This window comes from Streptomyces sp. NPDC002566 (genome assembly GCF_042889585.1).
Classification (GTDB): Bacteria; Actinomycetota; Actinomycetes; order Streptomycetales; family Streptomycetaceae; genus Streptomyces.
Genome location: NZ_JBIARD010000004.1, coordinates 244,970 through 268,118 on the forward strand (window position 1 = coordinate 244,970; position 23,149 = coordinate 268,118).

The 23,149-nt window shown below is 72.4% G+C and carries 24 protein-coding genes; 14 read left to right on the forward strand and 10 right to left on the reverse strand.

What is annotated here, in order from left to right; translation table 11 throughout:
• Nucleotides 1-49: 49 nt before the first annotated feature.
• Nucleotides 50-1,435, reverse strand: a complete 1,386-nt coding sequence (locus ACFYXA_RS18285) for a DUF3152 domain-containing protein (protein WP_389033848.1) — start codon at nt 1,433-1,435, stop codon at nt 50-52.
• 8 nt (nt 1,436-1,443) lie between these two features.
• A complete protein-coding gene (locus ACFYXA_RS18290) occupies nt 1,444-2,463 on the reverse strand; it encodes an alpha/beta fold hydrolase (protein WP_389033851.1) in 1,020 nt (339 codons plus the stop codon).
• 199 nt (nt 2,464-2,662) lie between these two features.
• Here ACFYXA_RS18290 and ACFYXA_RS18295 point away from each other — a divergent pair, with 199 nt between their 5' ends.
• The 4 genes from ACFYXA_RS18295 to ACFYXA_RS18310 all read left to right on the forward strand — a co-directional run bounded on the left by ACFYXA_RS18295 (nt 2,663) and on the right by ACFYXA_RS18310 (nt 4,621).
• Nucleotides 2,663-2,881 (forward strand): hypothetical protein, encoded by a 219-nt coding sequence (locus ACFYXA_RS18295; RefSeq protein ID WP_351094953.1) that lies wholly within the window; start codon nt 2,663-2,665, stop codon nt 2,879-2,881.
• A 203-nt stretch (nt 2,882-3,084) separates the two neighbouring features.
• Nucleotides 3,085-3,726, forward strand: a complete 642-nt coding sequence (locus ACFYXA_RS18300) for a TetR/AcrR family transcriptional regulator (RefSeq protein ID WP_351094951.1) — start codon at nt 3,085-3,087, stop codon at nt 3,724-3,726.
• Between the two features lie 157 nt (nt 3,727-3,883).
• Entirely contained in the window at nt 3,884-4,111 is a 228-nt protein-coding gene (locus ACFYXA_RS18305) for a DUF3107 domain-containing protein (protein WP_352250290.1), read from the forward strand.
• 240 nt (nt 4,112-4,351) lie between these two features.
• Nucleotides 4,352-4,621 (forward strand): hypothetical protein, encoded by a 270-nt coding sequence (locus tag ACFYXA_RS18310; protein WP_352250288.1) that lies wholly within the window; start codon nt 4,352-4,354, stop codon nt 4,619-4,621.
• A gap of 97 nt (nt 4,622-4,718) precedes the next feature.
• Here the strand turns inward: ACFYXA_RS18310 and ACFYXA_RS18315 are convergent, their stop codons facing one another.
• On the reverse strand, nt 4,719-5,462 hold the full coding sequence (locus tag ACFYXA_RS18315; RefSeq protein WP_389033858.1) for a ferritin-like fold-containing protein: 744 nt from the start codon (nt 5,460-5,462) through the stop codon (nt 4,719-4,721).
• 498 nt (nt 5,463-5,960) lie between these two features.
• Here ACFYXA_RS18315 and ACFYXA_RS18320 point away from each other — a divergent pair, with 498 nt between their 5' ends.
• Nucleotides 5,961-8,642 (forward strand): DEAD/DEAH box helicase, encoded by a 2,682-nt coding sequence (locus tag ACFYXA_RS18320; protein ID WP_389033862.1) that lies wholly within the window; start codon nt 5,961-5,963, stop codon nt 8,640-8,642.
• A 135-nt stretch (nt 8,643-8,777) separates the two neighbouring features.
• Nucleotides 8,778-9,662, forward strand: coding sequence for an alpha/beta fold hydrolase (locus ACFYXA_RS18325; protein WP_389033865.1), 885 nt, complete (start codon nt 8,778-8,780; stop codon nt 9,660-9,662).
• Between the two features lie 25 nt (nt 9,663-9,687).
• Here the strand turns inward: ACFYXA_RS18325 and ACFYXA_RS18330 are convergent, their stop codons facing one another.
• Entirely contained in the window at nt 9,688-10,593 is a 906-nt protein-coding gene (locus ACFYXA_RS18330; RefSeq protein WP_352250337.1) for an NYN domain-containing protein, read from the reverse strand.
• Between the two features lie 234 nt (nt 10,594-10,827).
• On the opposite strand from ACFYXA_RS18330, the gene ACFYXA_RS18335 reads away from it, so the two are divergent.
• Together ACFYXA_RS18335 and ACFYXA_RS18340 are read left to right on the forward strand one after the other, a co-directional pair.
• Entirely contained in the window at nt 10,828-10,980 is a 153-nt protein-coding gene (locus ACFYXA_RS18335; RefSeq protein WP_007384531.1) for a hypothetical protein, read from the forward strand.
• A 281-nt stretch (nt 10,981-11,261) separates the two neighbouring features.
• Nucleotides 11,262-11,639, forward strand: coding sequence for a hypothetical protein (locus ACFYXA_RS18340; RefSeq protein WP_352250278.1), 378 nt, complete (start codon nt 11,262-11,264; stop codon nt 11,637-11,639).
• Nucleotides 11,640-11,695: 56 nt separating this feature from the next.
• Here the strand turns inward: ACFYXA_RS18340 and ACFYXA_RS18345 are convergent, their stop codons facing one another.
• The 3 genes from ACFYXA_RS18345 to ACFYXA_RS18355 all read right to left on the reverse strand — a co-directional run bounded on the left by ACFYXA_RS18345 (nt 11,696) and on the right by ACFYXA_RS18355 (nt 14,043).
• Nucleotides 11,696-12,301, reverse strand: coding sequence for a MarC family protein (locus tag ACFYXA_RS18345; protein WP_130443788.1), 606 nt, complete (start codon nt 12,299-12,301; stop codon nt 11,696-11,698).
• 70 nt (nt 12,302-12,371) lie between these two features.
• On the reverse strand, nt 12,372-13,244 hold the full coding sequence (locus tag ACFYXA_RS18350; RefSeq protein WP_352250276.1) for a PHP domain-containing protein: 873 nt from the start codon (nt 13,242-13,244) through the stop codon (nt 12,372-12,374).
• Nucleotides 13,245-13,401: 157 nt separating this feature from the next.
• The gene (locus ACFYXA_RS18355) at nt 13,402-14,043 is read right to left on the reverse strand and encodes a DUF6758 family protein (protein WP_352250274.1); all 642 of its coding nucleotides are present in this window, start codon (nt 14,041-14,043) and stop codon (nt 13,402-13,404) included.
• A 146-nt stretch (nt 14,044-14,189) separates the two neighbouring features.
• On the opposite strand from ACFYXA_RS18355, the gene ACFYXA_RS18360 reads away from it, so the two are divergent.
• A complete protein-coding gene (locus tag ACFYXA_RS18360) occupies nt 14,190-15,434 on the forward strand; it encodes an MFS transporter (RefSeq protein WP_389033872.1) in 1,245 nt (414 codons plus the stop codon).
• Between the two features lie 83 nt (nt 15,435-15,517).
• On the opposite strand, the gene ACFYXA_RS18365 is transcribed toward ACFYXA_RS18360, so the two are convergent.
• Nucleotides 15,518-16,102: a suppressor of fused domain protein gene (locus ACFYXA_RS18365; protein WP_130443796.1), complete on the reverse strand. Its 585-nt coding sequence runs from the start codon at nt 16,100-16,102 to the stop codon at nt 15,518-15,520.
• A 505-nt stretch (nt 16,103-16,607) separates the two neighbouring features.
• Between ACFYXA_RS18365 and ACFYXA_RS18370 the strand changes: the two genes are divergently transcribed.
• A complete protein-coding gene (locus tag ACFYXA_RS18370; RefSeq protein ID WP_389033877.1) occupies nt 16,608-17,723 on the forward strand; it encodes a magnesium and cobalt transport protein CorA in 1,116 nt (371 codons plus the stop codon).
• A gap of 23 nt (nt 17,724-17,746) precedes the next feature.
• Nucleotides 17,747-18,283 (forward strand): hypothetical protein, encoded by a 537-nt coding sequence (locus tag ACFYXA_RS18375; protein WP_389033880.1) that lies wholly within the window; start codon nt 17,747-17,749, stop codon nt 18,281-18,283.
• A 30-nt stretch (nt 18,284-18,313) separates the two neighbouring features.
• Here ACFYXA_RS18375 and ACFYXA_RS18380 read toward each other — a convergent pair whose 3' ends face one another.
• On the reverse strand, nt 18,314-19,087 hold the full coding sequence (locus ACFYXA_RS18380; RefSeq protein ID WP_352250268.1) for a hypothetical protein: 774 nt from the start codon (nt 19,085-19,087) through the stop codon (nt 18,314-18,316).
• Between the two features lie 235 nt (nt 19,088-19,322).
• Between ACFYXA_RS18380 and ACFYXA_RS18385 the strand changes: the two genes are divergently transcribed.
• The 3 genes from ACFYXA_RS18385 to ACFYXA_RS18395 are packed head-to-tail and all read left to right on the forward strand — an operon-like array spanning nt 19,323 to nt 22,375.
• Nucleotides 19,323-20,609: a magnesium transporter MgtE N-terminal domain-containing protein gene (locus ACFYXA_RS18385; RefSeq protein ID WP_352250266.1), complete on the forward strand. Its 1,287-nt coding sequence runs from the start codon at nt 19,323-19,325 to the stop codon at nt 20,607-20,609.
• Nucleotides 20,606-21,199, forward strand: a complete 594-nt coding sequence (locus tag ACFYXA_RS18390) for a DUF1003 domain-containing protein (protein WP_389033883.1) — start codon at nt 20,606-20,608, stop codon at nt 21,197-21,199. The genes ACFYXA_RS18385 and ACFYXA_RS18390 overlap by 4 nt, the downstream gene beginning before the upstream one ends.
• Nucleotides 21,200-21,241: 42 nt before the next feature.
• Nucleotides 21,242-22,375 carry an Mrp/NBP35 family ATP-binding protein gene (locus tag ACFYXA_RS18395; RefSeq protein WP_352250262.1) on the forward strand — a complete coding sequence of 378 codons (1,134 nt, stop codon included), beginning with the start codon at nt 21,242-21,244 and terminating at the stop codon, nt 22,373-22,375.
• 109 nt (nt 22,376-22,484) lie between these two features.
• On the opposite strand, the gene ACFYXA_RS18400 is transcribed toward ACFYXA_RS18395, so the two are convergent.
• On the reverse strand, nt 22,485-23,144 hold the full coding sequence (locus ACFYXA_RS18400; protein WP_389033888.1) for a hypothetical protein: 660 nt from the start codon (nt 23,142-23,144) through the stop codon (nt 22,485-22,487).
• Nucleotides 23,145-23,149 lie beyond the last annotated feature (5 nt).

A 23,149-nucleotide genomic window follows, 5' to 3' on the forward strand; every position in this document is an offset into this window, starting at 1 on the left:
CGCTCGTAACTTTCCCGCGCGGCGCGCGTTGTCCCCCGCTAGGGAGGACCTACTGCGTGGGGTACGGCCACGGGTTGGGCAGGCAGCGGATCCCGTCGTGCTCCAGGAACTTGGTCTGCTGCTGCATGACCGGCGCGAGGTCGCCGTTCTTGTCGCAGGTCACATGGCTGTAGCCGAGCCGGTGGCCGACCTCGTGGTTGATGAGCATCTGCCGGTAGGCGTACATCTGGTCGCCGTAGGTCTGCGAGCCCTGCGCCCACCGGTAGGCGTTGATCATCACGCGTTCGGTGGAGGCCGAGTCGCAGGAGACGTTGTCGATGGTGGTGTCCAGACCGGACTTCGCGCACCATTCGGCGGTGGTGCCGGGGCTGGCGAGGGTGATGACGAAGTCGGGCTCGCCGGAGTGGATGCGTTCGAAGGTGCGTGCGCCGTCGTGCGCCCAGCTGCGCCGGTCGTTCAGCGTCTTCTGCACGGCCTGCGCGAAGAGCGCCGCGTCGAGGCCGAGTCCCTGTTCGACGTCCACGCGGTAGGTGTACTTGCGCCCCTCGCCGGGCGCCTTGTCGATGCCGGGCACGGCGTCGAACCTGCCCGAGCCGGTGAGTTCGGCGCCGAGGGGGTACTTCCGGTCCATCTGCTGCGCGTACGTCAGCGGCGCCGCCTCGGGGAGCGCGGCGGAGGGGCCGGGGCGGCCGCCGCCCCGGCCGGTGGAGTCCCGGGTGTCGCGCGCGGACTGGCCGGCGGCGGCCTGCGACCGGGCGGAGTCCTCGTCGCGCGAGTCGGTGACCTGTCCGGCGACGACGATCGCCAGCGCGGTGGTGACCGCGGCGGCCGCGATGCCGGTGAAGGCCCGCCCCTTGCCGCCCCTGCCGGCCGAGGGCGCGCCGGAGGGCGGCACGTCGTCCTCGCCCCCGGCGGCCGAACGGGGTTCCGGGTCCCGTTCGGTGACGGAGGCGTACGGGTCGCCGCTCGTGTGCGAGGAGACGGCGCCGGACAGGGGCCTGCGGCGGGCGAAGACGTCGTCCTCCTCAAATGCGTCGAGGTAGTCCTGCCGGGGGCCGCCCGGGGACGCCGGTCGCTGACGGGGGATCAGCGGCCCGGCACCCTGCGCCGGACGTCCCGTCAACTCACCCCATGCTCCCCCGGCTTCCCGCTGCTCGGGGTGACCGCCACGAGCCACCCGGGGGAAACCGTGCGCGGGGGTGCCTTCGGGCAGCCTTGGCGAGCCGTGGGCCGGAGGTCTTTCGGAAAGCCGCGGAAAGCCGTGGGCGGGGGTCCCGCCGTCGGGCCGACCCGCCGCTTCTTGATCGCGGCTGCCCCGCGCGTCCGCCTTCGAAACCCCTCCGCGCGCCCCTGGGGAGGCGCTCCCTTCGGCGCTGGTGGTCGTACCTCGCGGCGCGCTGCTCTGCGCCGGCCCCCGTCGGCTGTGCCGTCCCACGTCCCCCCTCAGCTCCCCGCGTCCACGGATCCGGCGCGCTCGGCGGCCGGACCGGTCCCCGTTCCCGCGTCCGGGGCGCGGGTCTCCGCCAGCAGTTCCCGGAACGCCGTAGCGACCGTCTCCGGGTATTCCATCATCGCCACGTGTCCGGCGTCCGGCAGGGTGAGCAGCCGGGAGTCGCGGAAGGCGCGTGCGGACCGCTGTGCCATGCGGAAGCCGACGAGCTGGTCGCGGCCGCCGTAGACGAGGAGGGTGGGGGCGAGGACGCGTTCGGCCTGGCGCCACAGTCCGTGCTGGCCGCCCAGGGTGTAGGCGTTGACGAGCCCGCGCGCGGAGCGGGTCATGGCGTCCCAGAAGTACGGCAGCCGCAGCCGCCGTTCCATCTCCTCCACCGCGTGCTGGAAGGACTCCGGAGCGACTCGCCCGGGGTCGCCGTAGCAGAGGGCGGTGACGCCGCGGACGCGCTGTTCGGCCGTCCACTCCCGGGTGAACCGGCTGAACAGCGCGGCCACTCCGGGGACGCCGAGCAGTCCCGTGGGCACCGCGCTGCGCTGTATGCGCAGCTCCGGCAGTGCGGGCGAGACGAGGGTGAGGGTGCGCACGAGGTCGGGCCGTACGGCGGCGACGCGCGTGGACACCGCGCCGCCGAGGGAGTTGCCGAGGAGGTGGACGGGTCCGCGGGCGGAGGCGTCCAGGTAGCGGATGACGGCACGCGCGTGTGCGGTGACGGAGTAGTCGCCGTCGTCCGGGGGCGGGGAGTCGCCGAAGCCGGGCAGGTCGACGGCCTCGCTGTCGACGACGCCGTCGAGCAGGGCCATCAGCGCGGACCAGTTCTGCGAGGAGCCGCCGAGACCGTGCACGTAGAGCGCCGGCTCCAGACCTTCGCGCGCGGGCGGCCTGGAACGGATCTTCAGGGTGACGCCCGGCAGTCCGACCGTCCGCAGCCGCTCGCCCTCGGCGACCCTGACGGACACCGCCTTCGGCAGCACACTGGCGGGCGGCACTGAGGGCAGCTCGGTCGAAGACATGCCGCAATGTTACGAGACGATCACGCCGGTGACTTGTGTGTTCGCCGTCACAGCGGACAGGTCGGGAACCGCGCAGATGGCGGCGCGATTCCCGGGCACATCGCATAGCGTCCGAAAAGGGTGTCTCCTAGGCTCGTAGAGAGGGCACCCGCGTGTGGCCCCTGCATTCTCAGGGACGTTCGTAGGAAGGGAGCCCGCCATGACCGTCGACCCCACCGACCCCGAGACGTTCGTGAACGACGACGAGGTCTCGGAGGTCGACGTCGAGGCGCCGGAGAACGACGCCGCGGAACAGCACGCGGACGTCACGCCGCACCGCGACGACCCCCTGGAGAGCGTCGACCCCGCCCGGGCGAACGAGGCCGACCTCGTCGAACAGGCCCGCGTCGTCTCGCTCGACGAGGACGACTACCGCTGACGCGCACGACAGCGACCTTGCGGCGGCGCAGGGCGAGACGGAGGCGCAGTTTGCCCACTGCATACCGGTAGCAAACGTTCTGTACTGCTTTTACCATCGTCCGGTCCGTGAAATTCTGCGCTCGCACCGCGCGCGTCACGGTTACCGAAAAGTACGATGGCCGCGCGGCGGCACACCGCATGAGGACGACATTGGGAGGCGGCGTGACAGCCATCGAGCAAACTGAGGCGGCGCGCCCGCGAGGCACGCGCTTGCCGCGCCGTGCCCGACGGAACCAGCTGCTGGGCGCCGCCCAGGAGGTGTTCGTCGCGCAGGGCTATCACGCTGCCGCGATGGACGACATCGCCGAGCGCGCCGGCGTCAGCAAGCCGGTGCTCTACCAGCACTTTCCGGGCAAGCTCGACCTCTATCTGGCGCTGCTGGACCAGCACTGCGAATCGCTCATCCAGGCGGTCCGGAGCGCGCTCGCCTCGACGAGCGACAACAAGCAGCGCGTGCGCGCCACGATGGACGCTTACTTCGCGTACGTGGAGGACGACGGCGGCGCGTTCCGGCTGGTCTTCGAGTCGGACCTGACGAACGAGACGGCGGTGCGCGAGCGCGTCGACAAGGTGACGAACGAGTGCGCCGAGGCGATCTGCGACGTGATCGCCGAGGACACCGGCCTCTCGCGCGCGGAGTCGATGCTGCTGGCCTCGGGACTGGGCGGTCTCGCCCAGGTCGTGGCCCGCTCCTGGCTGCACAGCGACCGTAGCGTCCCGCGCGACCAGGCGGTGCAGTTGCTGGCCTCGCTGGCCTGGCGGGGCATCGCCGGTTTCCCGCTGCACGGCACCGAGCAGCACTGAGCGCGCACGCCCGCGTGCGGGCTGTCGGCACTTTGTTCCCGTCCGCTGTTCGCTCCTGGCGTGGACGGCCGCGGCTTACCCGTCCCCTCACCGGGCTAATGTGTGCAGCGTACGGCGCGGACGCCCGCGCACCACTGACCGTCGGAGGGACATAGCCGTGGAGGTCAAGATCGGCGTGCAGCACGCGCCCCGCGAGATCGTTCTGGAGAGCGGTCAGAGCGCCGAGGAGGTCGAGCGCCTCGTCGCCGAGGCGCTGGCGGGGAAGTCGCAGCTGCTCAGCCTCGTGGACGAGAAGGGCCGCAAGGTCCTGGTCCCGGCCGACCGCCTGGCCTACGTCGAGCTGGGCGAGCCCGCCCCGCGCAAGGTGGGCTTCGGCACCCTGTAGGCGACGCGTGGCGAGGGGCCCGGCAGCCGATTCCGATTCGGCTGCCGGGCCCCTCGTCGTGCACCGCGGCCGGTCCCACGTACGCGGGCGGCGACGGCCGCCGGGCTCTCCCTGTCGGCGGCGGCGGAATTCTCCACGGATGGAGCACGACTTCCCCACAGGGGAGGATTGCCTTTCGCAGGTCACGGGTAAGACGGGCTACGAACTCGATGCACAGCCCGCCGTCTGGGAGGGACCCGCATGATCTTGGAAGCGCTCGGCTCCGCTGTGCTCGGTCTCGTGCTCGCGTGGGCGGCGTTCCACCGCCTGTCCCACCGGCTGCCCGCGCCCACCATGGTGTTCGCGACGGGCGTCGCCGGAGCCCTGTTCGGCGACTTCGTCACCCACAGCGCGCTCGGCCCGGGCAACGTGCTGCTGAGCCTGCTCGGAGCGGCGGTCGTCTCCGCCGCCTCGCTGTCCCTGCTCCTGCGCCCCACGGGCCGAGGCCTGCGGCGATCAGCCACAGCCTGAGGCGCACCGAGGGGGCGCGGGGAACCGCGCGACCAGCCGGCCCTGCACGGGCCGGCAGCCGAAGCAGTCTCCCCCGCCCCACGGCGCCCGACGGCACCTACGCGGCGAGTCCCAGAGCCGCCATCCGCTTGGTGTGGGCCTCGGTGATGCGGGAGAACATCCGGCCGACCTCGGCGAGGTCGAAGCCGTCCGCGACGCCGCCGACCAGCATCGTCGACAGCGCGTCGCGGTCCGCGACCACACGCTGCGACTGGGACAGCGCCTCGCCCATCAGCCGCCGCGCCCACAGCGCCAGCCGTCCGCCCACGCGCGGGTCGGCGTCGATCGCCGCGCGCACCCGGTCCACGGCGAAGCCCGCGTGACCGGTGTCGTCGAGGACGGCGAGCACCAGGGCGCGCGTGTCGGCGTCCAGACGCACGGCGACCTCCCGGTAGAAGTCGCTGGCGATCGAGTCGCCCACGTACGCCTTGACCAGACCCTCCAGCCAGTCGGAGGGGGCCGTCTGCCGGTGGAAGCCGTCGAGCGCGGCGACGAACGGCTGCATCGCGCGCGTGGGCTCCTCGCCGATCTCCGTGAGCCGGCCGCGCAGCCGCTCGAAGTGGTGGAACTCGGCGGACGCCATCTTCGCCAGCTCCGCCTTGTCCTCCAGGGTGGGCGCCAGTTTGGCGTCCTCAGCGAGCCGTTCGAACGCCGCCAGCTCGCCGTACGCGAGCGCACCGAGCAGGTCCACGACCGCGGCCCGGTACTGGGGATCGGCGGCGGCCGTCGCCCAGTCCTGGGCGGCGATGCCGGTGGCGGCGTTCTCGTTGTCGGGCTTGTCAGAGGTCGTCATGAAGCGCACAATAACCCGCTCCCCGCGCGGGGGAAGGCCCTGGTCGACGTGTGCGGCGACGAAGCGCGCGGGACCGTGCCCGTCGATGTGACAACCACAACGTGACCGAATCGGCCATCGCATGTGCGCGGATCCAAGGTATGGTGGTAATGCGCCTGCCGAGTATTCGACGGGCCGCATGTATGAGGATGCCCGGTCGGTGGCCCGATCGGCTCCGACCCGACAGCCCACCCTGACCGTACGGCTCTGCGCGTACGACGATCGGCGGGACACCCTCAGCGGTACGAACGCTGGAGCGTCGGATGAGGTCCCGTGTGCTGACGGCTCGCCCGTGAGAGGCGGCCGCGTCCCCCGGCACGGTCCGACACGACCCCCGCGCTCGCCTCGCACCGCGCACACAGAAGAGGCAGCACCCTGACTACGACGTTCCGAGAGCTCGGAATCCTCCCCGAGACCGCCGAGGCCCTGGAGGCCGTCGGCATCACCACTCCCTTCCCCATCCAGGAGATGACGCTCCCCGTGGCCCTGTCGGGCACGGACGTCATCGGCCAGGCCAAGACCGGCACCGGAAAGACGCTCGGCTTCGGCCTCCCGCTCCTCGAGCGCGTCACGGTCCCCGTCGACGTCGAGGCCGGCCGCGCCCGCCCCGAGGACCTCACCGACGCCCCGCAGGCGCTCATCGTGGTCCCCACGCGCGAGCTGTGCACGCAGGTCACCAACGACCTGCTGACCGCGGGCAAGGTGCGCAACGTGCGCGTCACCGCGATCTACGGCGGCCGCGCGTACGAGCCCCAGGTCGAGGCCCTGAAGAAGGGCGTCGACGTCGTCGTCGGCACCCCGGGCCGGCTGCTGGACCTGGCGGGCCAGAAGAAGCTCAACCTCAAGCACGTCAAGTGCCTGGTCCTCGACGAGGCCGACGAGATGCTCGACCTCGGCTTCCTGCCCGACGTCGAGAAGATCATCGGCATGCTGCCGGTGAAGCGGCAGACCATGCTGTTCTCCGCGACCATGCCGGGCGCGGTCATCAGCCTCGCCCGCCGCTACATGTCGCAGCCCACGCACATCAACGCCACCTCGCCCGACGACGCGGGGCGGACGGTCGCGAACACCAAGCAGCACGTGTACCGCGCGCACAACATGGACAAGCCCGAGATGGTCGCGCGCATGCTGCAGGCCGAGGGCCGCGGCCTGGTGATGGTGTTCTGCCGCACCAAGCGCACGGCGGCCGACCTCGCCGACCAGCTCAAGCAGCGCGGCTTCGCCTCCGGCGCGGTCCACGGCGACCTCGGCCAGGGCGCCCGCGAGCAGGCGCTGCGCGCCTTCCGCAACGGCAAGGTCGACGTGCTCGTGTGCACCGACGTCGCCGCGCGCGGCATCGACGTCGAGGGCGTCACCCACGTCATCAACTACCAGTCCCCCGAGGACGAGAAGACCTACCTGCACCGCATCGGCCGTACCGGCCGCGCGGGCGCCAAGGGCATCGCGGTCACGCTCGTCGACTGGGACGACATCCCGCGCTGGCAGCTCATCAACAAGGCGCTGGAGCTCGACTTCAGCGACCCGCCGGAGACGTACTCCACCTCCCCGCACTTCTACGAGGACCTCGGCATCCCCGCGGGCACCAAGGGTGTCCTGCCGCGCTCGGAGCGCACGCGCGCCGGGCTCGACGCGGAGGAGCTGGAGGACCTGGGCGAGCCGGGCGGCCGCGGTGGTCGCGGGCGCGGCGACCGCCGGGGCGGACGGGACGACTCCCGCTCCGCCGAGCAGCGTGAGCGCGTCGGCCGTACGCCGCGCCGCCGCCGTCGTACGCGGGGTGGCACCACCGTCGACGGGACGCCGGCGCCCGAGCAGGCCCGGACCGAGCAGGTCAGGACCGAGCAGTCCGCGCAGGCCGCGGCTCCCGCCGTCGAGGAGGCGGCGACGTCTCCTCGTACGCCGCGTCGCCGTCGCCGGACCAGGGGCGGAGCCTCGCAGGACGCCGTCGCCGCGTCGGCCGCCACGGCCGTCGAGTCCGCCGCCCCTGAGGCAGCGGAAGCGGCCGTGACGACGGCGGAGGGCCCCTCGGAGGTCGCGTCCGCCGAGGCCGAGAAGCCGCGCCGCCGCCGCACCCGCCGCAACGCGGTCGCGTCGGACGCCTCGGCGACCGTGACGGAGCCGGCCGAGCAGCCGGTCCCCGAGACGCAGGCCGTGACCGAGTCGGCCGCCCCGGCCGTCGAGGCGACGCCGTCTGCGGAGGCCGCCGTCGCTCCGGCGGAGCCCGCGGAGACCAAGCCGCGCCGCCGCACCCGCAAGGCGACGGCCCCGGCCGAGACTGCGGTCGACACGGCCGAGGCCGCCGAGGCCAAGCCGCGCCGGACCCGCAAGGCGACCCAGCCGGAGACGGCCGCCACGCCGGTCATCCCGGCCCAGGCCGCGCAGGAGCCGGAGGCCAAGCCGCGCCGCACGCGCAGGACCGCCGCTCTGGCGGAAGCCGCCGTGGACACGGTCGAGGCGGCGGAGGTCGCGGAGGTCAAGCCGCGCCGGACCCGCAAGACCGCGGCCGCCAAGGCGGAAACCGCCGTCGACGCGGCGGAGACCGCCGAGGCCAAGCCGCGCCGCACGCGCAAGACGGCCGCGACGACCGCTGCCGCAGCGGAGACCGCCGTGGACACGGCCGAGGCGACGGAGGTCCCGGAGGTCAAGCCGCGCCGGACCCGCAAGACCGCGGCCGCCAAGGCGGAAACCGCCGTCGACACGGCGGAGACCGCCGAGGCCAAACCCCGCCGCACCCGCAAGACCGCCGCCGCCACGACAACGGCCGCCGACACGGCCGACGTCACCGAGGCCGTAGAGGTCAAGCCGCGTCGCACCCGCAAGACCGCGGCCACCAAGGCGGAAACCGCCGTCGACACGGCGGAGACGGTCGAGACCAAGCCGCGCCGTACCCGCAAGACGGCCGCCCCGGCAGAGGTCGCCGCCGACACGGCCGAGGCCGCGGAGGCCAAGCCGCGCCGTACCCGCAAGGCCGCCGCCCCGGCGACCGGTACGGCCGCCATTCCGGCTCAGGTCTCGCAGGAGCCGGAGGTCAAGCCCCGCCGGACCCGCAAGACGGCCGCCCCGGCGGAGGCCGCCGCCGACACGGCCGAGGCGCAGCCGAAGCCGCGGCGTACGCGTAAGGCGACGGCCGCCGCGAAGCCCGCGGACAGCTGATCGCCGCGCGCGACGACAGCGACCGCCGACGGCCCGGTTCCCCCTCGGGGAGCCGGGCCGTCGGCGTGTGAAGAGGTTCTGCCCGGGCCGAGAGGCGCTCTGCACCCGGCCTCCGGGTCCCGGTAACCTCAGCCCGTGACCACGCCGATCAGCTTCACCCCGCCTCCCGGCGCACGCGCGTACCAGCTGCGGACAGCGCGCGGTGAGTTCGCCGTCGTCGACGCGCCGGCGGCGCCCGGTGTCGAGCCGTCGGGCGTCGCGCTGTTGCTGCCGGGGTTCACCGGGAGCAAGGAGGACTTCCACTTCCTGCACGAGCCCCTGGCGGCCCGCGGCTACCGCACGGTCGCCGTGGACGGACGCGGGCAGAACGAGTCCCACGGCCCGGCGCGCGACGAAACGCCCTATGCTCAGGCCGAGTTGGCGCGGGATGTGCTCGCGCAGGCGGCCGCCCTCGACACTCCCGTGCATCTGGTCGGGCACTCCATGGGCGGCCAGGTCGCGCGGGCGGCCGTTCTCCTGGACCACTCCCCCTTCGTCTCGTTCACCCTCGTCGCCTCGGGTCCGGCGCACATCTCCGAGTCGCAGCGGCAGCGCGTGCAGTTGCTGCACGACGCCCTCGCGGTGATGGAGATGCCCGAGGTGTGGGAGGCGATCCTCGCGATGGGCCCGCCGGAGGAGATCGGCGGCCCCGCGCGGGGGTTCGGCGAACTGGCGCTGATGCGGCTGCGCTGGCTGAACCACAAGCCGGCGCAACTCCTCGCCACCGGCCGCCAGTTGCTCGTCGAGCCCGACCGGGTCGCCGAACTCGCCGCCGTGCCGCTGCCGTTGCACGTACTGTCGGGCGCGCGTGACGACACCTGGCCGGTGAGCATCCTGGACGACATGGCCGTGGAGCTGGGCGCGGCACGCACGGTGATTCCCGGCGCGGAGCACTCCCCCAACCTGGACCAGCCCCTGGCCACGGCCCACGGCCTGGCGGACTTCTGGGACAAGGTCGTACGCGGGCGACCGGACCGCTGACCGGACGGGGCCCGTCCTGAGGCAGCTAGAACTGCGTCTGGAGGTGCTCCCAGAAGCCGTCCCGCAGTACGCGCCGCAGCTCCGCCTGCCCGCGGAGCGAGTACTGCAGGATGCGCTCCGCGTCCACCAGGAGGTCCTGGTCGACGGAGCCGGGCAGGTAGGGGTGGCCGGGGAGGAGGTCCGCCAGGGACTCCCTGCCGCGCGCCGCGAGCCACTTTGCGGCGATCTGCGCGCCGGCGAAGCGGACTTCCTCACGGGTGGGCCGCTGCACGCCGGCCGGTTCGTACGCCGGGGCGGTGCGCCGCGAGACGTACGGCTTGAAGAAGTCGAGGTCCAGGGTGCGCTGGCTGTCGACCTCCCACAGGAGCGGCTCGGCCTGGTTGCGGCCCTCGGGGCCCTCGATGCCCCAGAGGTGGACGCGTGCGCCGTACCCCTGGGCCGCCTCCACCGCCGAGACCAGGTCCTCGTCGCCGCCGAGCAGCGCCGCGTCGCTGATGGCGCGGTGCCGGGCGAGGGACTCCAGGTCGGTGCGGATCAGGGAGTCGACGCCCTTCTGCTGGTTGTTGGCGTTCAGATTGCCCAACCGGACCTTGACGTCCGGGAGTTCGGCGATGGACTGCTGCTCGGCGGTGTGGATGCGGCGCCGGGCGCCGTCGTACCAGTAGACCCGCAGCAGCCGGCTGTCCGCGAAGACCGTGCGCGCCCGGTCGATGAGCGCCTCGATCAGGCCCTCGGCGTCCAGGTCGAACGCCCGCCGGTCCTCGGTCCCGGCGACCAGCCGGCCCGCCGCCGCGTACAGATAGCCGGCGTCGACGAAGATCGCGTGCGTCGACGGCGTCTTCGCCACCTCGGCGAGCATGCGCGTCAGCAGCTCGTTCGTGCGGTCGATACGGGCGGCGAGGGCCGTCAGGTCGTCGTTCATCCCTTCCATTGTCCCGGCGGTCACGCTACAACCGGTCCCGTTCAGTCCCGCTCCGGCCCTGTTCCACCACGGTTACTGCGTCTACCCGTCAGTAATTAGACGTTCGAAAAATTTCATTAGCGTAGGGAATGTTTGTAACAAGCACCGCGTTGAATACGTACGGAACAGGGGGCACCGTCGTCCCGTGGGCCGCACATCAGCAGTTCTCCTCAGGAGGATGACCAGACGAAGGGAGAAGCCACCATGCGCTTCGAAATCATGCGACTCGACGACGTCGACGGCACGCCCGTGGACAGCACCGTCGTGGACGCCGCCTCCGTCAACCGGATCGTTCAGCAGGCCGCCGCCATCGGGCAGCGACTGTGGATCCGTCCGGCCGACACCTCGGCCTCGTAGCACCTCGACCCCCCTCTACGGGCCCCCTCACATGCGTTCCGGAGCCCCGCACCGCGTCGACACGACGCCGGGCGGGGCTCCGCCCATGTCCGGGCGGGACGGGGAGGCCCCATCCGGAGTTCACCCGAACGGGTGAAGGTGGGCGGGTCGGAAATCCTCGCGAGCGCGAGGGGGCCAGAGTGAGGAAGTTGCCCGGGGTGATCCCGTCCGGCGCGGGTACCTGGTGAGCACCCGGCGTCCGCGCCGCCCCGACCGCCACTTCACGGGAAGGCCCTCTCCCTGTGCTCGTACACCACGCCGAACCCGCTCTGGCCGCGGCGGCCGCCACCGGCGTCATCCTGGCGGCACGGTTCGCGGCCACCCGCCCCTATGCGCGGCGCCGGGCGGTCGGCACCGCCCTCAGATGCGGGTGGCGCGCCGCGACGTCCCCCAAGGCACCCGCCCGCCCCGACCAGCCGGCTGCCCGGCCGCACTCCGGACCCATGCCGTCTCCTTCGGCGCGACGCACGCACACCCCGGCCGCGGCCCGTCGCACCGCGACACCCCACGGCGGCGTCCGCCCCGCCGAATCGGCCGTGCTGGAGGCCGAGCGGCATGTTCACCGCTACTGGCAGCGCTTGCGCGCCCACTCCGACCGCCCCGATCACCACGAGGCCTGAACCGGTGCGCGGCCACGCCGGCCCCCGGATCCGACAGCCGGGACGCCGCCGCCGCGTCAGCTGCCCTGGACGACCTGGGTGACCCCGTTGATGATCTGCTGCACGGCGATCGCGGAGAGCATCATGCCCGCGAGCCGTGTCACCAGGACCACGCCGCCGTCCTTGATGACCCGGATGATCAGCAGCGAGTAGCGCATCACCAGCCACAGCACGACGTGAATGGCGAAGATCGCCGCCCACACCGACACCTGCGTGGAGACGCTGCCGGCCTTCTGCACCGCGAGGATGACGGACACGATCGCGCCCGGTCCGGCGAGCAGCGGCATGCCCAGCGGGACCAGCGCGACGTTGACGTCCTTGGTCTGCTTGGGCTCGTCGGACTTGCCGGTGAGCAGGTCGAGCGCGATCAGCAGGAGCAGCAGCCCGCCCGCGATCATCAGCGCGGGCACTGACACGTGCAAGTAGTTCAGGATCTGGTGGCCCAGCAGCCCGAAGACGGTGATCACGCCGCCGGCCACGCAGACGGCCTGGAACGCCATCCGCTTCTGCACCTTGCCCGGGCGGCCCGAGGTCAGGGCCAGGAAGATCGGGGTGATGCCGGGGGGATCCATGATGACGAACAGGGTGAGGAACAGGGAGCCGAAGACGGCGACGTCGAACATCGGTACGGAGGCCTTGCGCGAGAGAGGGTGGAAGTGGACGTGCGGAGCTGGGCCCGAGGGCGTGGCGGCCTCAGGCCCGAAGGGCCTCGGGCCCGCCGGTCCCCGGGACGGGGAACGCCCCGGTCGCCCGTCGCGTGATCTCCCCGTACACCTCGGGGTCGGTCGTGTACTCGCCGAGCGCGCAGGTCTTGCGGCTGCCGTGGTAGTCGCTGGACCCGGTCACCAGCAGGCCCAGGTCGCGGGCGAGCCCCCGCAGTCGCGCGCGGGTGTCCGCGTCGTGGTCCATGTGGTCGACCTCGATGCCGTCGAGGCCGGCGGCGGCCAGTTCGGCGATCACGGACTCGGGGACCGTGCGGCCCCGCTTGCTCGCGGCCGGGTGGGCGAAGACGGTCACGCCGCCCGCCGCCTTGACCAGCCGGATCGCCTCGAAGGGGTCGGTCTCGTGCTTCGGGATCCAGACCCGCCCGCCGTCGCCCAGCCAGTCGGGGGTGAACGCGTCGCTCACGGTGGGGACGACGCCCAGTTCCACCAGCGCGGTGGCGACGTGCGGCCGGCCGACGGAACCGTCGCCGGCGATGCGCGCGACCTGCTCCCAGGTGACGGGGACACCCAGCTCGTCGAGCTTGGCGACCATGGCCCGGGCGCGCGGCACGCGGTCGTCGCGCACGAGCTCCCGCTCGGCGAGCAGCGCGGGCTCCTCGGGGTCGAACAGGTAGGCCAGCATGTGCATGCTGATGCCGTCGATCCGGCAGGACAGTTCGGCGCCGGTGACGAGGGTGAGCCCCTCGGGCAGCGCGGCGATCGCCTCGGCGTGCCCGCGGGTGGTGTCGTGGTCGGTCAGCGCGACGACGTCGAGGCCGGCCGCGGCCGCACCCCGGACCAGTTCGGCAGGGGTGTCCGTACCGTCGGAAGCCGTGGAGTGACAGTGCAGGTCGATGCGCACGGCACGGGCTCCAGACGGCGAGAGAGCGGAACGGGACGCTCCAGCATAACGGGAATCCGGACGACCTCTGTCACACCCGCACCCGGCAAGCGCCCCCTACACACACGGAGCACGCCCGGATGCCCCCGCGCTGTGTCCCCGCGTCCCCGGCCGGCCCTCACGGCTTGAGCAGGCGCGGCGACAACGCCCCGCAGGGCACCAGCTCCACCTCGGCGCCCGCGTCCCGCAGGTCCGTCAGCACCAGCTCGCCGTACATCAGCAGCCCGGACTGCTCGGGCCACGCCACCGCCCACAGCCACAGCCCGCACGCTTCGCCCGCGAAGACCGCGCGGTCGTCGGGGGCGCCGGTGACATGCCACAGGGGGGTGGGGCGACCGGCGGCCAGAACCTTGACCTGGGGCGGCTTCTCGACATCCATATAGGGACCGGGGTCGGGCCCCTCCATGCCGGCGTAGCGCGCGCCGAGGCCGACGCCGAGCTCCTCGGCGACGAGGATCAGCTCGCCCATGCCGCCGAGCGGACCGGGCCCCGAGCACGCGACGGCGCTCGCCCGCCCGCCGCTGCGGTCGTCACCGGCGTAGGCCACGCCCGTGAACAGCCAGCCGACCGGCAGTGGCCACGGCATCCACACCGGTACCCGGGTGCGGTGCACGACCACACCGAGGGCCTCGACGCTGGGCGGGATCACGGGCTGCAGCGGATGCACCGTGCCGTGCACATCGCACTGCCAGGAATCGGCGAAGAGTCCGGGAGCCCTGACCCGGCCACCGCACTTCGGGCAACTGGGTTCGCCCCTCATAGAGCCCCACGGTCCTACCCGATCCCGTCCACGTCAAGGACGATCACCCGTCCGGGCCCGCCAAGTTGGATGTAACTTGCATTAATTAGGCATCCTAACTTAGTGTGTGTATACACCAACCATCGCCGCGGGATCGGAGCACCGGCATGCAGCACGACACGGAGTCCACCCTCGAGGCGCCCACGGGAGCAGGCGGCCTTCTGCGGCAGCCCAAGGCGGTCTGGGCGACCGCCGGCGCGTCCGTCGTCGCCTTCATGGGCATCGGACTCGTCGACCCGATCCTGCCGTCCATCGCCTCCGGACTGAACGCCACGGCCGGCCAGGTCTCCCTCCTGTTCACCTCGTACTTCCTGATCACCGCCTTCGCGATGCTGGTGACCGGGTTCGTCTCCAGCCGGATCGGCGGCCGCAAGACGCTGCTGCTGGGCCTCGCCCTCGTCGTCGTCTTCGCGGGCCTGTCCGGCACCTCCGACACCGTCGGCCAGCTCGTCGGCTACCGGGCCGGCTGGGGTCTGGGCAACGCGCTGTTCGTCTCGACGGCCCTCGCGGTCATCGTCGGCGCGGCGGCGGGCGGCAGCGCCGCCGCGATCCTGCTGTACGAGTCCGCCCTCGGCCTCGGCATGGCCTGCGGACCGCTGCTGGGCGCGCTGCTCGGCGACGCCAGCTGGCGCTACCCGTTCTTCGGCACCGCGGCCCTGATGGCGGTGGGCTTCCTGTGCATCACGGCGTTCCTGAAGGAGCAGCCGAGGCCCGCCCGCAAGACCTCGCTGCTGGACCCGATCCGGGCGCTCGGCCACGGCGGCCTCGCCTCGGCGGCGGTCTCGGCGTTCTTCTACAACTACACGTTCTTCACCGTGCTGGCCTTCACGCCGTTCGTGCTGGACATGACGCCTTACAAGTCGGGCGCGGTGTTCTTCGCCTGGGGCGTGCTGCTCGCCGTCTTCTCGGTCGTCGTCGCGCCGCGCCTCCAGGAGCGGTTCGGCTCGCTGAAGGTGCTCTGCGGCTCGCTGGCGCTGCTCGCCGCCGACGTGCTGGTCCTCGGCTACGGCGACCACGGCACGGCCGTCGTCTGCACGGTCCTGTCGGGCGCGTTCATCGGCGTGAACAACACCGTCTACACCGAACTCGCGCTCGGGGTCTCGGACGCCCCCCGTCCGGTCGCGAGCGCGGGCTACAACTTCGTGCGCTGGTTCGCGGCGGCTGCCGCTCCCTTCTTCGCGCCGAAGATCGAGGAGTGGACCGACGTCCACATCCCGTTCGTGGTGGCGGCGGCCACCGCGGCCCTGGGCGCGCTGGTCGTCGTCGTGCGCCGTGAGGCGCTCACCCACGATGTCGCGGAGTCGGCGCCGGCGCACGCCACCGAGGACGGGGTCGCCGTCTTCGCCGACTGACCGTCAGGGACGAGCGGACGTCACCCTCTGCCGGGTCAAATCCCCTGCCCCGGAAGCCAGTTGGTGACCTTGGTCACGCGTCGTCAGTCCAGCGGTACGGACCTGCGGGAGGGATCCCGCAGGTCCGTACCGTGCGTCAGCCAGCGTTCCTGGAGCGCCTGCGCGCCGTGCACCCGCTTCCAGGCGGCCTCGTTCGGCGTCATCGGCAGCAGCGGCAGGAAGCGGACCGGGTCGAGCGGCTCGTCGAGCTCCAGGTCCTCCACCAGACCGCCCGGCTCGGCGACCAGCACCGAGGTGAACGGCGCGCCCGGCCACAGCGGCTCGCCGACGTCCAGGGACGCACCCGGCGCCACGACCACCCCTTCGACCTGCGGGGACGCGGCCAGCACGGCGAGCGGGCGCAGCACCTTGCCGGTGTCGGCCAGACCGGAGCGCACCGAGAGGACCAGCTCGGCGCGCGGACCCCGCACCGCGTCGGCGAGCATCGCGGTGGGGTCGCTCATCGGCTGCGCGGACATGCCGAGCGTGGCGTAGCGGACGATGTCGCCCTCCTGGAAACGCAGGACCTCGATGCGGTCCGTGCCGAGGAAGGTGACGGCGGCGCGGGCGTCGGGCTCGCCGAGCGCGGTACGCAACCGGGCCTCGACCAGGGGAAGAACATCTGCCATGCCGCGAGCATAGAACTCGTCAGCACCGGGCAAAGCAGCGCCTTGACACTGTGGTCGGCTGATACTCTTGCCCAGTGGTTCGGGGCAGCACGCAGAGCGTCGCGATCAAGCCCCGACGCCGATGAGCATCCCCCACGGGGGACCGGCCGGAGGAGGTGGGGCTGTCATGGATCGAAGTCGACCGTGCAGTACCACTCGCTCTTCCCGCCGCTGACGTAGCTGACCCGGCTCCTGCTGACCGCCACCTCTCGCATCTCCACACCGCGCGGAAGAGCGCTGCGTTTCGCTTTGCCTGATCCGTCCGACCCGGCCGAACTCCCCGGCCCGCGGTCCGACCGATCCATCCGATCAGAAGCAGTAGCTGTACCAGCAACGAGAACGCCACCGCGACGGTGCGGTGCTCCCCGCTTTGTGGACGTGCCAAACATCCGCACTCAGGACGTCCCCATTCCGGGCAGTTCCACCCGTCGCCGGCCTTCCGTCGCCCGTAGCGAAGGAGCCTGCCATGTCGATGATCCGCGACCTGCGTGCCGTGGTCCGCCCGTCCCGTCCCTCCCTGCGGAGCGACAGCGGCTCGTACGACACCACGCGCGACCCGGCGACCCCCTCGGCCGTCGTCGACTGCGCCGTCTACCGGGACGGGGCCCGGGTGCACTACGCGACGCCGCTCACCCCCCACGAGGCGATGCGGCAGGTACGGCGCGACGGGGGCTTCGTGTGGATCGGGCTGCACGAGCCGACGGAGAGCGAATTCGCGGGCATCGCGCGGGAGTTCGGGCTGCACCCGCTCGCCGTGGAGGACGCCGTGCAGGCCCACCAGCGGCCCAAGCTGGAGCGCTACGACGACTCCCTCTTCACCGTCTTCAAGACCATCCACTACGTCGAGCACGACCGGCTCACCGCCAACAGCGAGGTCGTCGAGTCCGGCGAGGTGATGTGCTTCACCGGCAAGGACTTCTTCATCACCGTGCGGCACGGCGGCCAGGGCTCGCTGCGCGCGCTGCGCCACCGCCTCCAGGACGACCCCGAGCTGCTCGCCAAGGGCCCCTCGGCCGTGCTGCACGCCATCGCCGACCACGTCGTCGACGGCTACATCGCGGTCGCCGACGCCGTCCAGGACGACATCGACGAGGTGGAGACCGAGGTCTTCTCCCCCGGCCGCAAGGGCGCCCCGCGCGGCACCGACGCCGGCCGGATCTACCAACTCAAGCGTGAGGTACTGGAGTTCAAGCGGGCGGTGTCGCCGCTGCTGCGGCCGATGCAGCTGCTGAGCGAGCGGCCGATGCGGCTGGTCGACCCCGACATCCAGAAGTACTTCCGGGACGTCGCCGACCACCTCGCCCGCGTCCAGGAGCAGGTCGTCGGCTTCGACGAGCTGCTCAACTCCATCCTCCAGGCCAACCTCGCGCAGGCGTCCGTCGCGCAGAACGAGGACATGCGCAAGATCACGTCCTGGGCGGCCATCATCGCCGTACCGACGATGGTCTGCGGGGTGTACGGCATGAACTTCGACTACATGCCGGAGCTGCGGTGGCGGTTCGGGTACCCGGTGGTGCTCGGCGTCACCGTGCTGACCTGCCTCGGCATCCACCGCATGCTCAAGCGCAACGGCTGGCTGTGAGCGGCCCTGGATAGGGTGAGGCCATGACACGCGAGCCGCAGGACCAGTCCCTCGCCGAGCGGGCGCTCGTCGAGGAGGCCACGAAGAAGTCCGGCCTGGTCTGGGTCAGGGGCGCCGGGGCCCCCGCCGCGCGGGCGCTGTGGCACGTGTGGCACGACGGCGCGGCCTGCCTGGTCGGCGACGGGAGCGGCGAGCAGCCGCTGCCGCACCTGACGGACGGCGACTCGGCCGAGGTGACCGTGCGCAGCAAGGACAAGGGAGGCCGGCTGGTCTCCTGGACCGCGAGGGTCGTCGAGCTCGCGCCCGGCACCGAGGCGTGGGAGGAGACCGTCACCGAACTCAAGGGCAAGCGGCTGAACGCGCCCGACGGCGAGGCGATGACCGGGCGGTGGGCGGCCGAGTGCCGGGTGCTGCGGCTGGAGCCGGCGGGCGGCGTCGCACCGCTGCCCGACGGCTCCCTGGCCGAGGCCCCGCTGCCGTCCCCGGCGACGACCCGCGAGCCGGTCCCCGCCGGGCTCCCCCGCCTGCTGCTCAGAAAGCGCAAACGGGCCGGACGCTGACACCCGGGGCGCGTGCCGCCCCGGCCCGGGTCAGGACGTCGGCAGTTCCTTGCCGTAGTCCACCGTGTCGTCCTTCGCCGGCTCGGCCAGGGCGAAGTCCTCGCCCCACGCCGAGAAGCTCAGCGTCCCGGCGTCGCCCGCGCGCACCAGGCGCAGCGGATACGGCTGCCCCTCCAGGGCCACGTCCAGCGTGCCGCCGGAACCGCCGCCGCCCGAGATCCGGATGGTGCGCGCCCCGGAGGCGGGGTCCTCCTGGTGCCCGTCCTTGCCCAGCGAACCGTGCAGCGTCAGCAGAGAGTCGAGGAGGAGGGCTTTGTCGGTGAAGCCGCTGAACTTCTTGTACGAGGGGTCGCCCGTCGGCACCTTCACGTACTTGCCGTCGAGCTTGTCCGCGGCGTCCGTGTCCTTCCCGCCGCCGCCCTCGGAGTCCTTGGAGTCCTCGTGCTTCCAGAACCCCGCGTCCGCCTTCAGGTACAGCTCCTCGCCGACCCGCAGCAGCTGGAAGGACGATCCCTGCGCGGTGACCGTCCCGGAGCCCCCGTTCGCCTTCAGCCGCATGTCGAGCTTGTACGACCGGCCGCCGGCGACCACGGTCCCCGCCAGCCGCACCGCGCCGGCCGCGCCCGCCGCCGCCTTCGCCTTCGCCTGGATCTCGTCCGCGGCCAGCTTGCCCACCCCGTTGGTGCCGGCGTCCGGATCCTCGCCGCCGCACCCCGTCAGTCCCGTGCTCGTCACGACCAGCGCGCACACGGCGCCCGCCAGCACGGTCCGGCGTCGGGTACGGCCCTGGGGAATCGCGGTCACAGAGGGGGCTGCCTTTCTGCGGGGGTGTCCTGAACGGCGTACCGCAGCGTACCGGGGGCGCGCCGGCCCGGCGGAGGCAGTCCGTCCGGACCGTTCACCAGGGCGGCGCCGATCGGGACGGGCTAGCCTGAAGCCCGCGCGAGCGGGCAATCGGGGAAAGAACCCCACAGGAAACACCTCACCGACCGATCAGTTCCCTGGCCCGTACGCGCGCGTACGAGAAGGAGGTGCGGCCATGGCCGCGGGCGTCCCCCGGATCTTCGTCTCGCACCTCACCGGTGTCGCCGTCTTCGACCCCAACGGCGACCAGGTGGGACGCGTGCGCGACCTCGTCGTCATGCTGCGCGTCGGGCGCAAGCCGCCCAGGCTGCTCGGGCTGGTCGTCGAACTGGCCACCCGCCGCCGCATCTTCCTGCCCATGACCCGGGTCACCAGCATCGAGTCCGGACAGGTCATCACCACCGGCGTGCTCAACGTCCGGCGCTTCGAGCAGCGGCCCACCGAACGTCTCGTCGTCGGCGAGCTCCTGGACCGGCGGGTCACGCTCGTGGAGACCGGCGAGGAGGTCACCGCCCTCGACGTGTCCGTGCAGCAGCTGCCCGCCCGCCGGGACTGGGAGATCGACCGGGTCTTCGTGCGCAAGGGCCGCAAGGGAGGCGCCTTCCGGCGCGGCAAGGGCGAGACGCTGATGGTGGAGTGGTCCGCCGTCACCGGCTTCTCCCTGGAGGAGCACGGACAGGGCGCGGAGAACCTGCTCGCCACGTTCGAGCAGCTGCGCCCCGCCGACCTCGCCAACGTGCTGCACCACCTCTCCTCCAAGCGCCGCGCCGAGGTCGCCGCCGCCCTCGACGACGACCGCCTCGCCGACGTCCTCGAGGAGCTGCCGGAGGACGACCAGATCGAGATCCTCGGCAAGCTGAAGGAGGAACGCGCGGCGGACGTCCTGGAGGCCATGGACCCCGACGACGCGGCCGACCTGCTGGGCGAGCTGCCCGAGGAGGACAAGGAACGGCTGCTGAGCCTGATGCAGCCCGACGACGCGGCCGACATGCGGCGCCTGATGGCGTACGAGGAGCACACCGCGGGCGGTCTGATGACGACCGAGCCGATCGTGCTGCGCCCCGACGCCACCGTCGCCGACGCCCTCGCGCGGATCCGCAACCCGGACCTGTCCCCCGCCCTCGCCGCCCAGATCTACGTCTGCCGGCCGCCCGACGACACCCCCACCGGCAAGTACCTCGGCACCGTCCACTTCCAGCGCCTGCTGCGCGACCCCCCGTACACCCTCGTCGGCTCCATCCTCGACGCCGACCTGCAGCCCCTGGAGCCGGACGCGACGCTGCCCGTCGTCGCCGGGTTCTTCGCGGCGTACGACATGGTCGCGGCGCCCGTCGTGGACGACTCGGGGTCGCTGCTGGGCGCGGTGACCGTGGACGACGTCCTGGACCACATGCTGCCCGAGGACTGGCGGGAGACGGAGTTCCACCTCGACGAGACCTCGACGGGGGGTGGTCCGAGGTGACGCACGAGCGTGAGGGAGGGCGGGCCGAGCGCACCCCGTCCGGCGCCACCGCCACCCGGACCCGCGTCCGCCTGGACCAGCCGCGTCCGCCCCGCCGCCGGATCGTGCCCGAGTGGGACCCGGAGGCCTTCGGGCGGCTCTCCGAGCGCATCGCGCGCTTCCTGGGCACCGGCCGGTTCATCGTCTGGATGACCGTCGTCATCATCCTGTGGGTGGTGTGGAACATCTTCGCGCCGAGCGGGCTGCGCTTCGACGAGTACCCGTTCATCTTCCTGACGCTGATGCTCTCCCTCCAGGCCTCCTACGCCGCCCCGCTGATCCTGCTCGCGCAGAACCGGCAGGACGACCGGGACCGGGTCAACCTGGAGCAGGACCGCAAGCAGAACGAGCGGTCGATCGCGGACACCGAGTACCTCACGCGTGAGATCGCCGCCCTGCGCATCGGGCTGGGCGAGGTCGCCACCCGCGACTGGATCCGCTCCGAACTGCAGGACATGGTCAAGGAACTGGAGGGGCGGCGCGACGGACACCACGAGCACGTCGTATTCCCGGCAGAACGGTCGCGTGGACGTGACGTAGACGACCGGTGACCGGCATCCCGGGGCCCCGGCCGAGCGCCGTACCATCGTCCTATGGTTACGGAAGACGCGGTGCGCGAAGCGCTGGCGACGGTGAACGACCCCGAGATCAACCGGCCCCTCACCGAGCTCGGCATGGTCAAGTCGGTGGAGATCGGCGCGGACGGAGCGGTCGCGGTCGCGGTGTACCTGACGGTCTCCGGCTGCCCGATGCGCGAGACGATCACGCAGCGCGTGACCGACGCGGTCTCCGGGGTCGAGGGCGTCACCCGCGTCGACGTCACGCTCGACGTGATGAGCGACGAGCAGCGCAAGGAGCTGGCGGGCGCGCTGCGCGGCGGCCAGACCGAGCGCGAGGTGCCCTTCGCCAAGCCCGGCTCCCTCACGCGCGTGTACGCCGTGGCGTCCGGCAAGGGCGGCGTCGGCAAGTCCTCCGTGACGGTCAACCTGGCGGCGGCGATGGCGGCCGACGGACTGAAGGTCGGTGTCGTCGACGCCGACATCTACGGCCACAGCGTGCCGCGCATGCTGGGCGCCGACGGGCGCCCCACCCAGGTCGAGAACATGATCATGCCGCCGTCGGCGAACGGCGTGAAGGTCATCTCGATCGGCATGTTCACCCCGGGCAACGCCCCCGTGGTGTGGCGCGGCCCGATGCTGCACCGCGCGCTCCAGCAGTTCCTGGCGGACGTGTACTGGGGCGACCTGGACGTGCTGCTGCTCGACCTGCCGCCGGGCACCGGCGACATCGCGATCTCGGTGGCGCAGCTGGTCCCGAACGCGGAGATCCTCGTCGTGACGACGCCTCAGCAGGCGGCAGCCGAGGTCGCCGAGCGGGCCGGCTCCATCGCCGTGCAGACCCACCAGAAGATCGTCGGCGTGGTCGAGAACATGTCGGGCCTGCCCTGCCCGCACTGCGACGAGATGGTCGACGTCTTCGGCACGGGCGGCGGCCAGAAGGTGGCCGACGGTCTGACCCGCACCACGGGCGCGTCCGTGCCCGTCCTCGGCAGCATCCCCATCGACGTCCGCCTGCGCGAGGGCGGCGACGAGGGCAAGCCGGTCGTCCTGACCGACCCGGACAGCCCGGCGGGCTCCGCCCTGCGGGCCATCGCCGGAAAGCTGGGGGGACGCCAGAGGGGCCTTTCGGGACTGTCCCTGGGAATCACGCCGAGGAACAAGTTCTGATCCCACGGGATGCCGCCGGCGCTCTGCCCGAGCGCTGAGCGCTGAGCCTTGCGACAAGGGGGGCGCCGCCCGCGGCGCCCCTTCTGTCATGCCTGCGCGGCGATCGGCCTCACGCGTACGCGGCGATGTCCTTGATCATGGCGAAGCCGAGCCCGTACGCGCTCATCCCCCTGCCGTACGCCCCGACGTGCACCCCTTGCCCCGTCGAGCCGGCGAGGACCCAGCCGAACTCGGACTCGCGGTAGTGGAACGGCGCGGACACGCCGTCGACCGGCAGGGACAGCGTCGACCAGGCGGAGCCGGCGAGGTCGTCCGCGAGGGCCCACGCCGTCTCGGTCTGCTGGTCCAGCCAGTCGTCGCGCAGGCTGTGGTCCAGCTGGCCCGGCCAGGTGTGCGACAGCAGCCCCACCCCCGCGAGCCAGGCCGCCGAGGAGACCGACGTGGCCTCCAGCAGCCCGGTGCCGTCCGCGCTGCGCCGCACCGGGTTCGCGGCGACGGTCACGACGACCGCGAACTTCCCGCGGTCCTCGCCCGAGGTCTCGTACCGCACCGACGGCTCCTCGCCGTGCCCGATCGCGCCGTGCTCGACGGCCCCGTCGGCCGCCGTGCCCACCTGCATCAGCCAGCGCGGCCCGGTGAAGGCCTCGTCGAGGCCGTACCACGGGAAGGGCGCCTCCAGGTAGCGGTCGACCGCGCGCCGGGTGGAGGTGACGTGTTGTCCACCCTCCGCGGCCGGCGCCTCTTCGACTGCCCGACTCGTCGTCTCCATGTGCC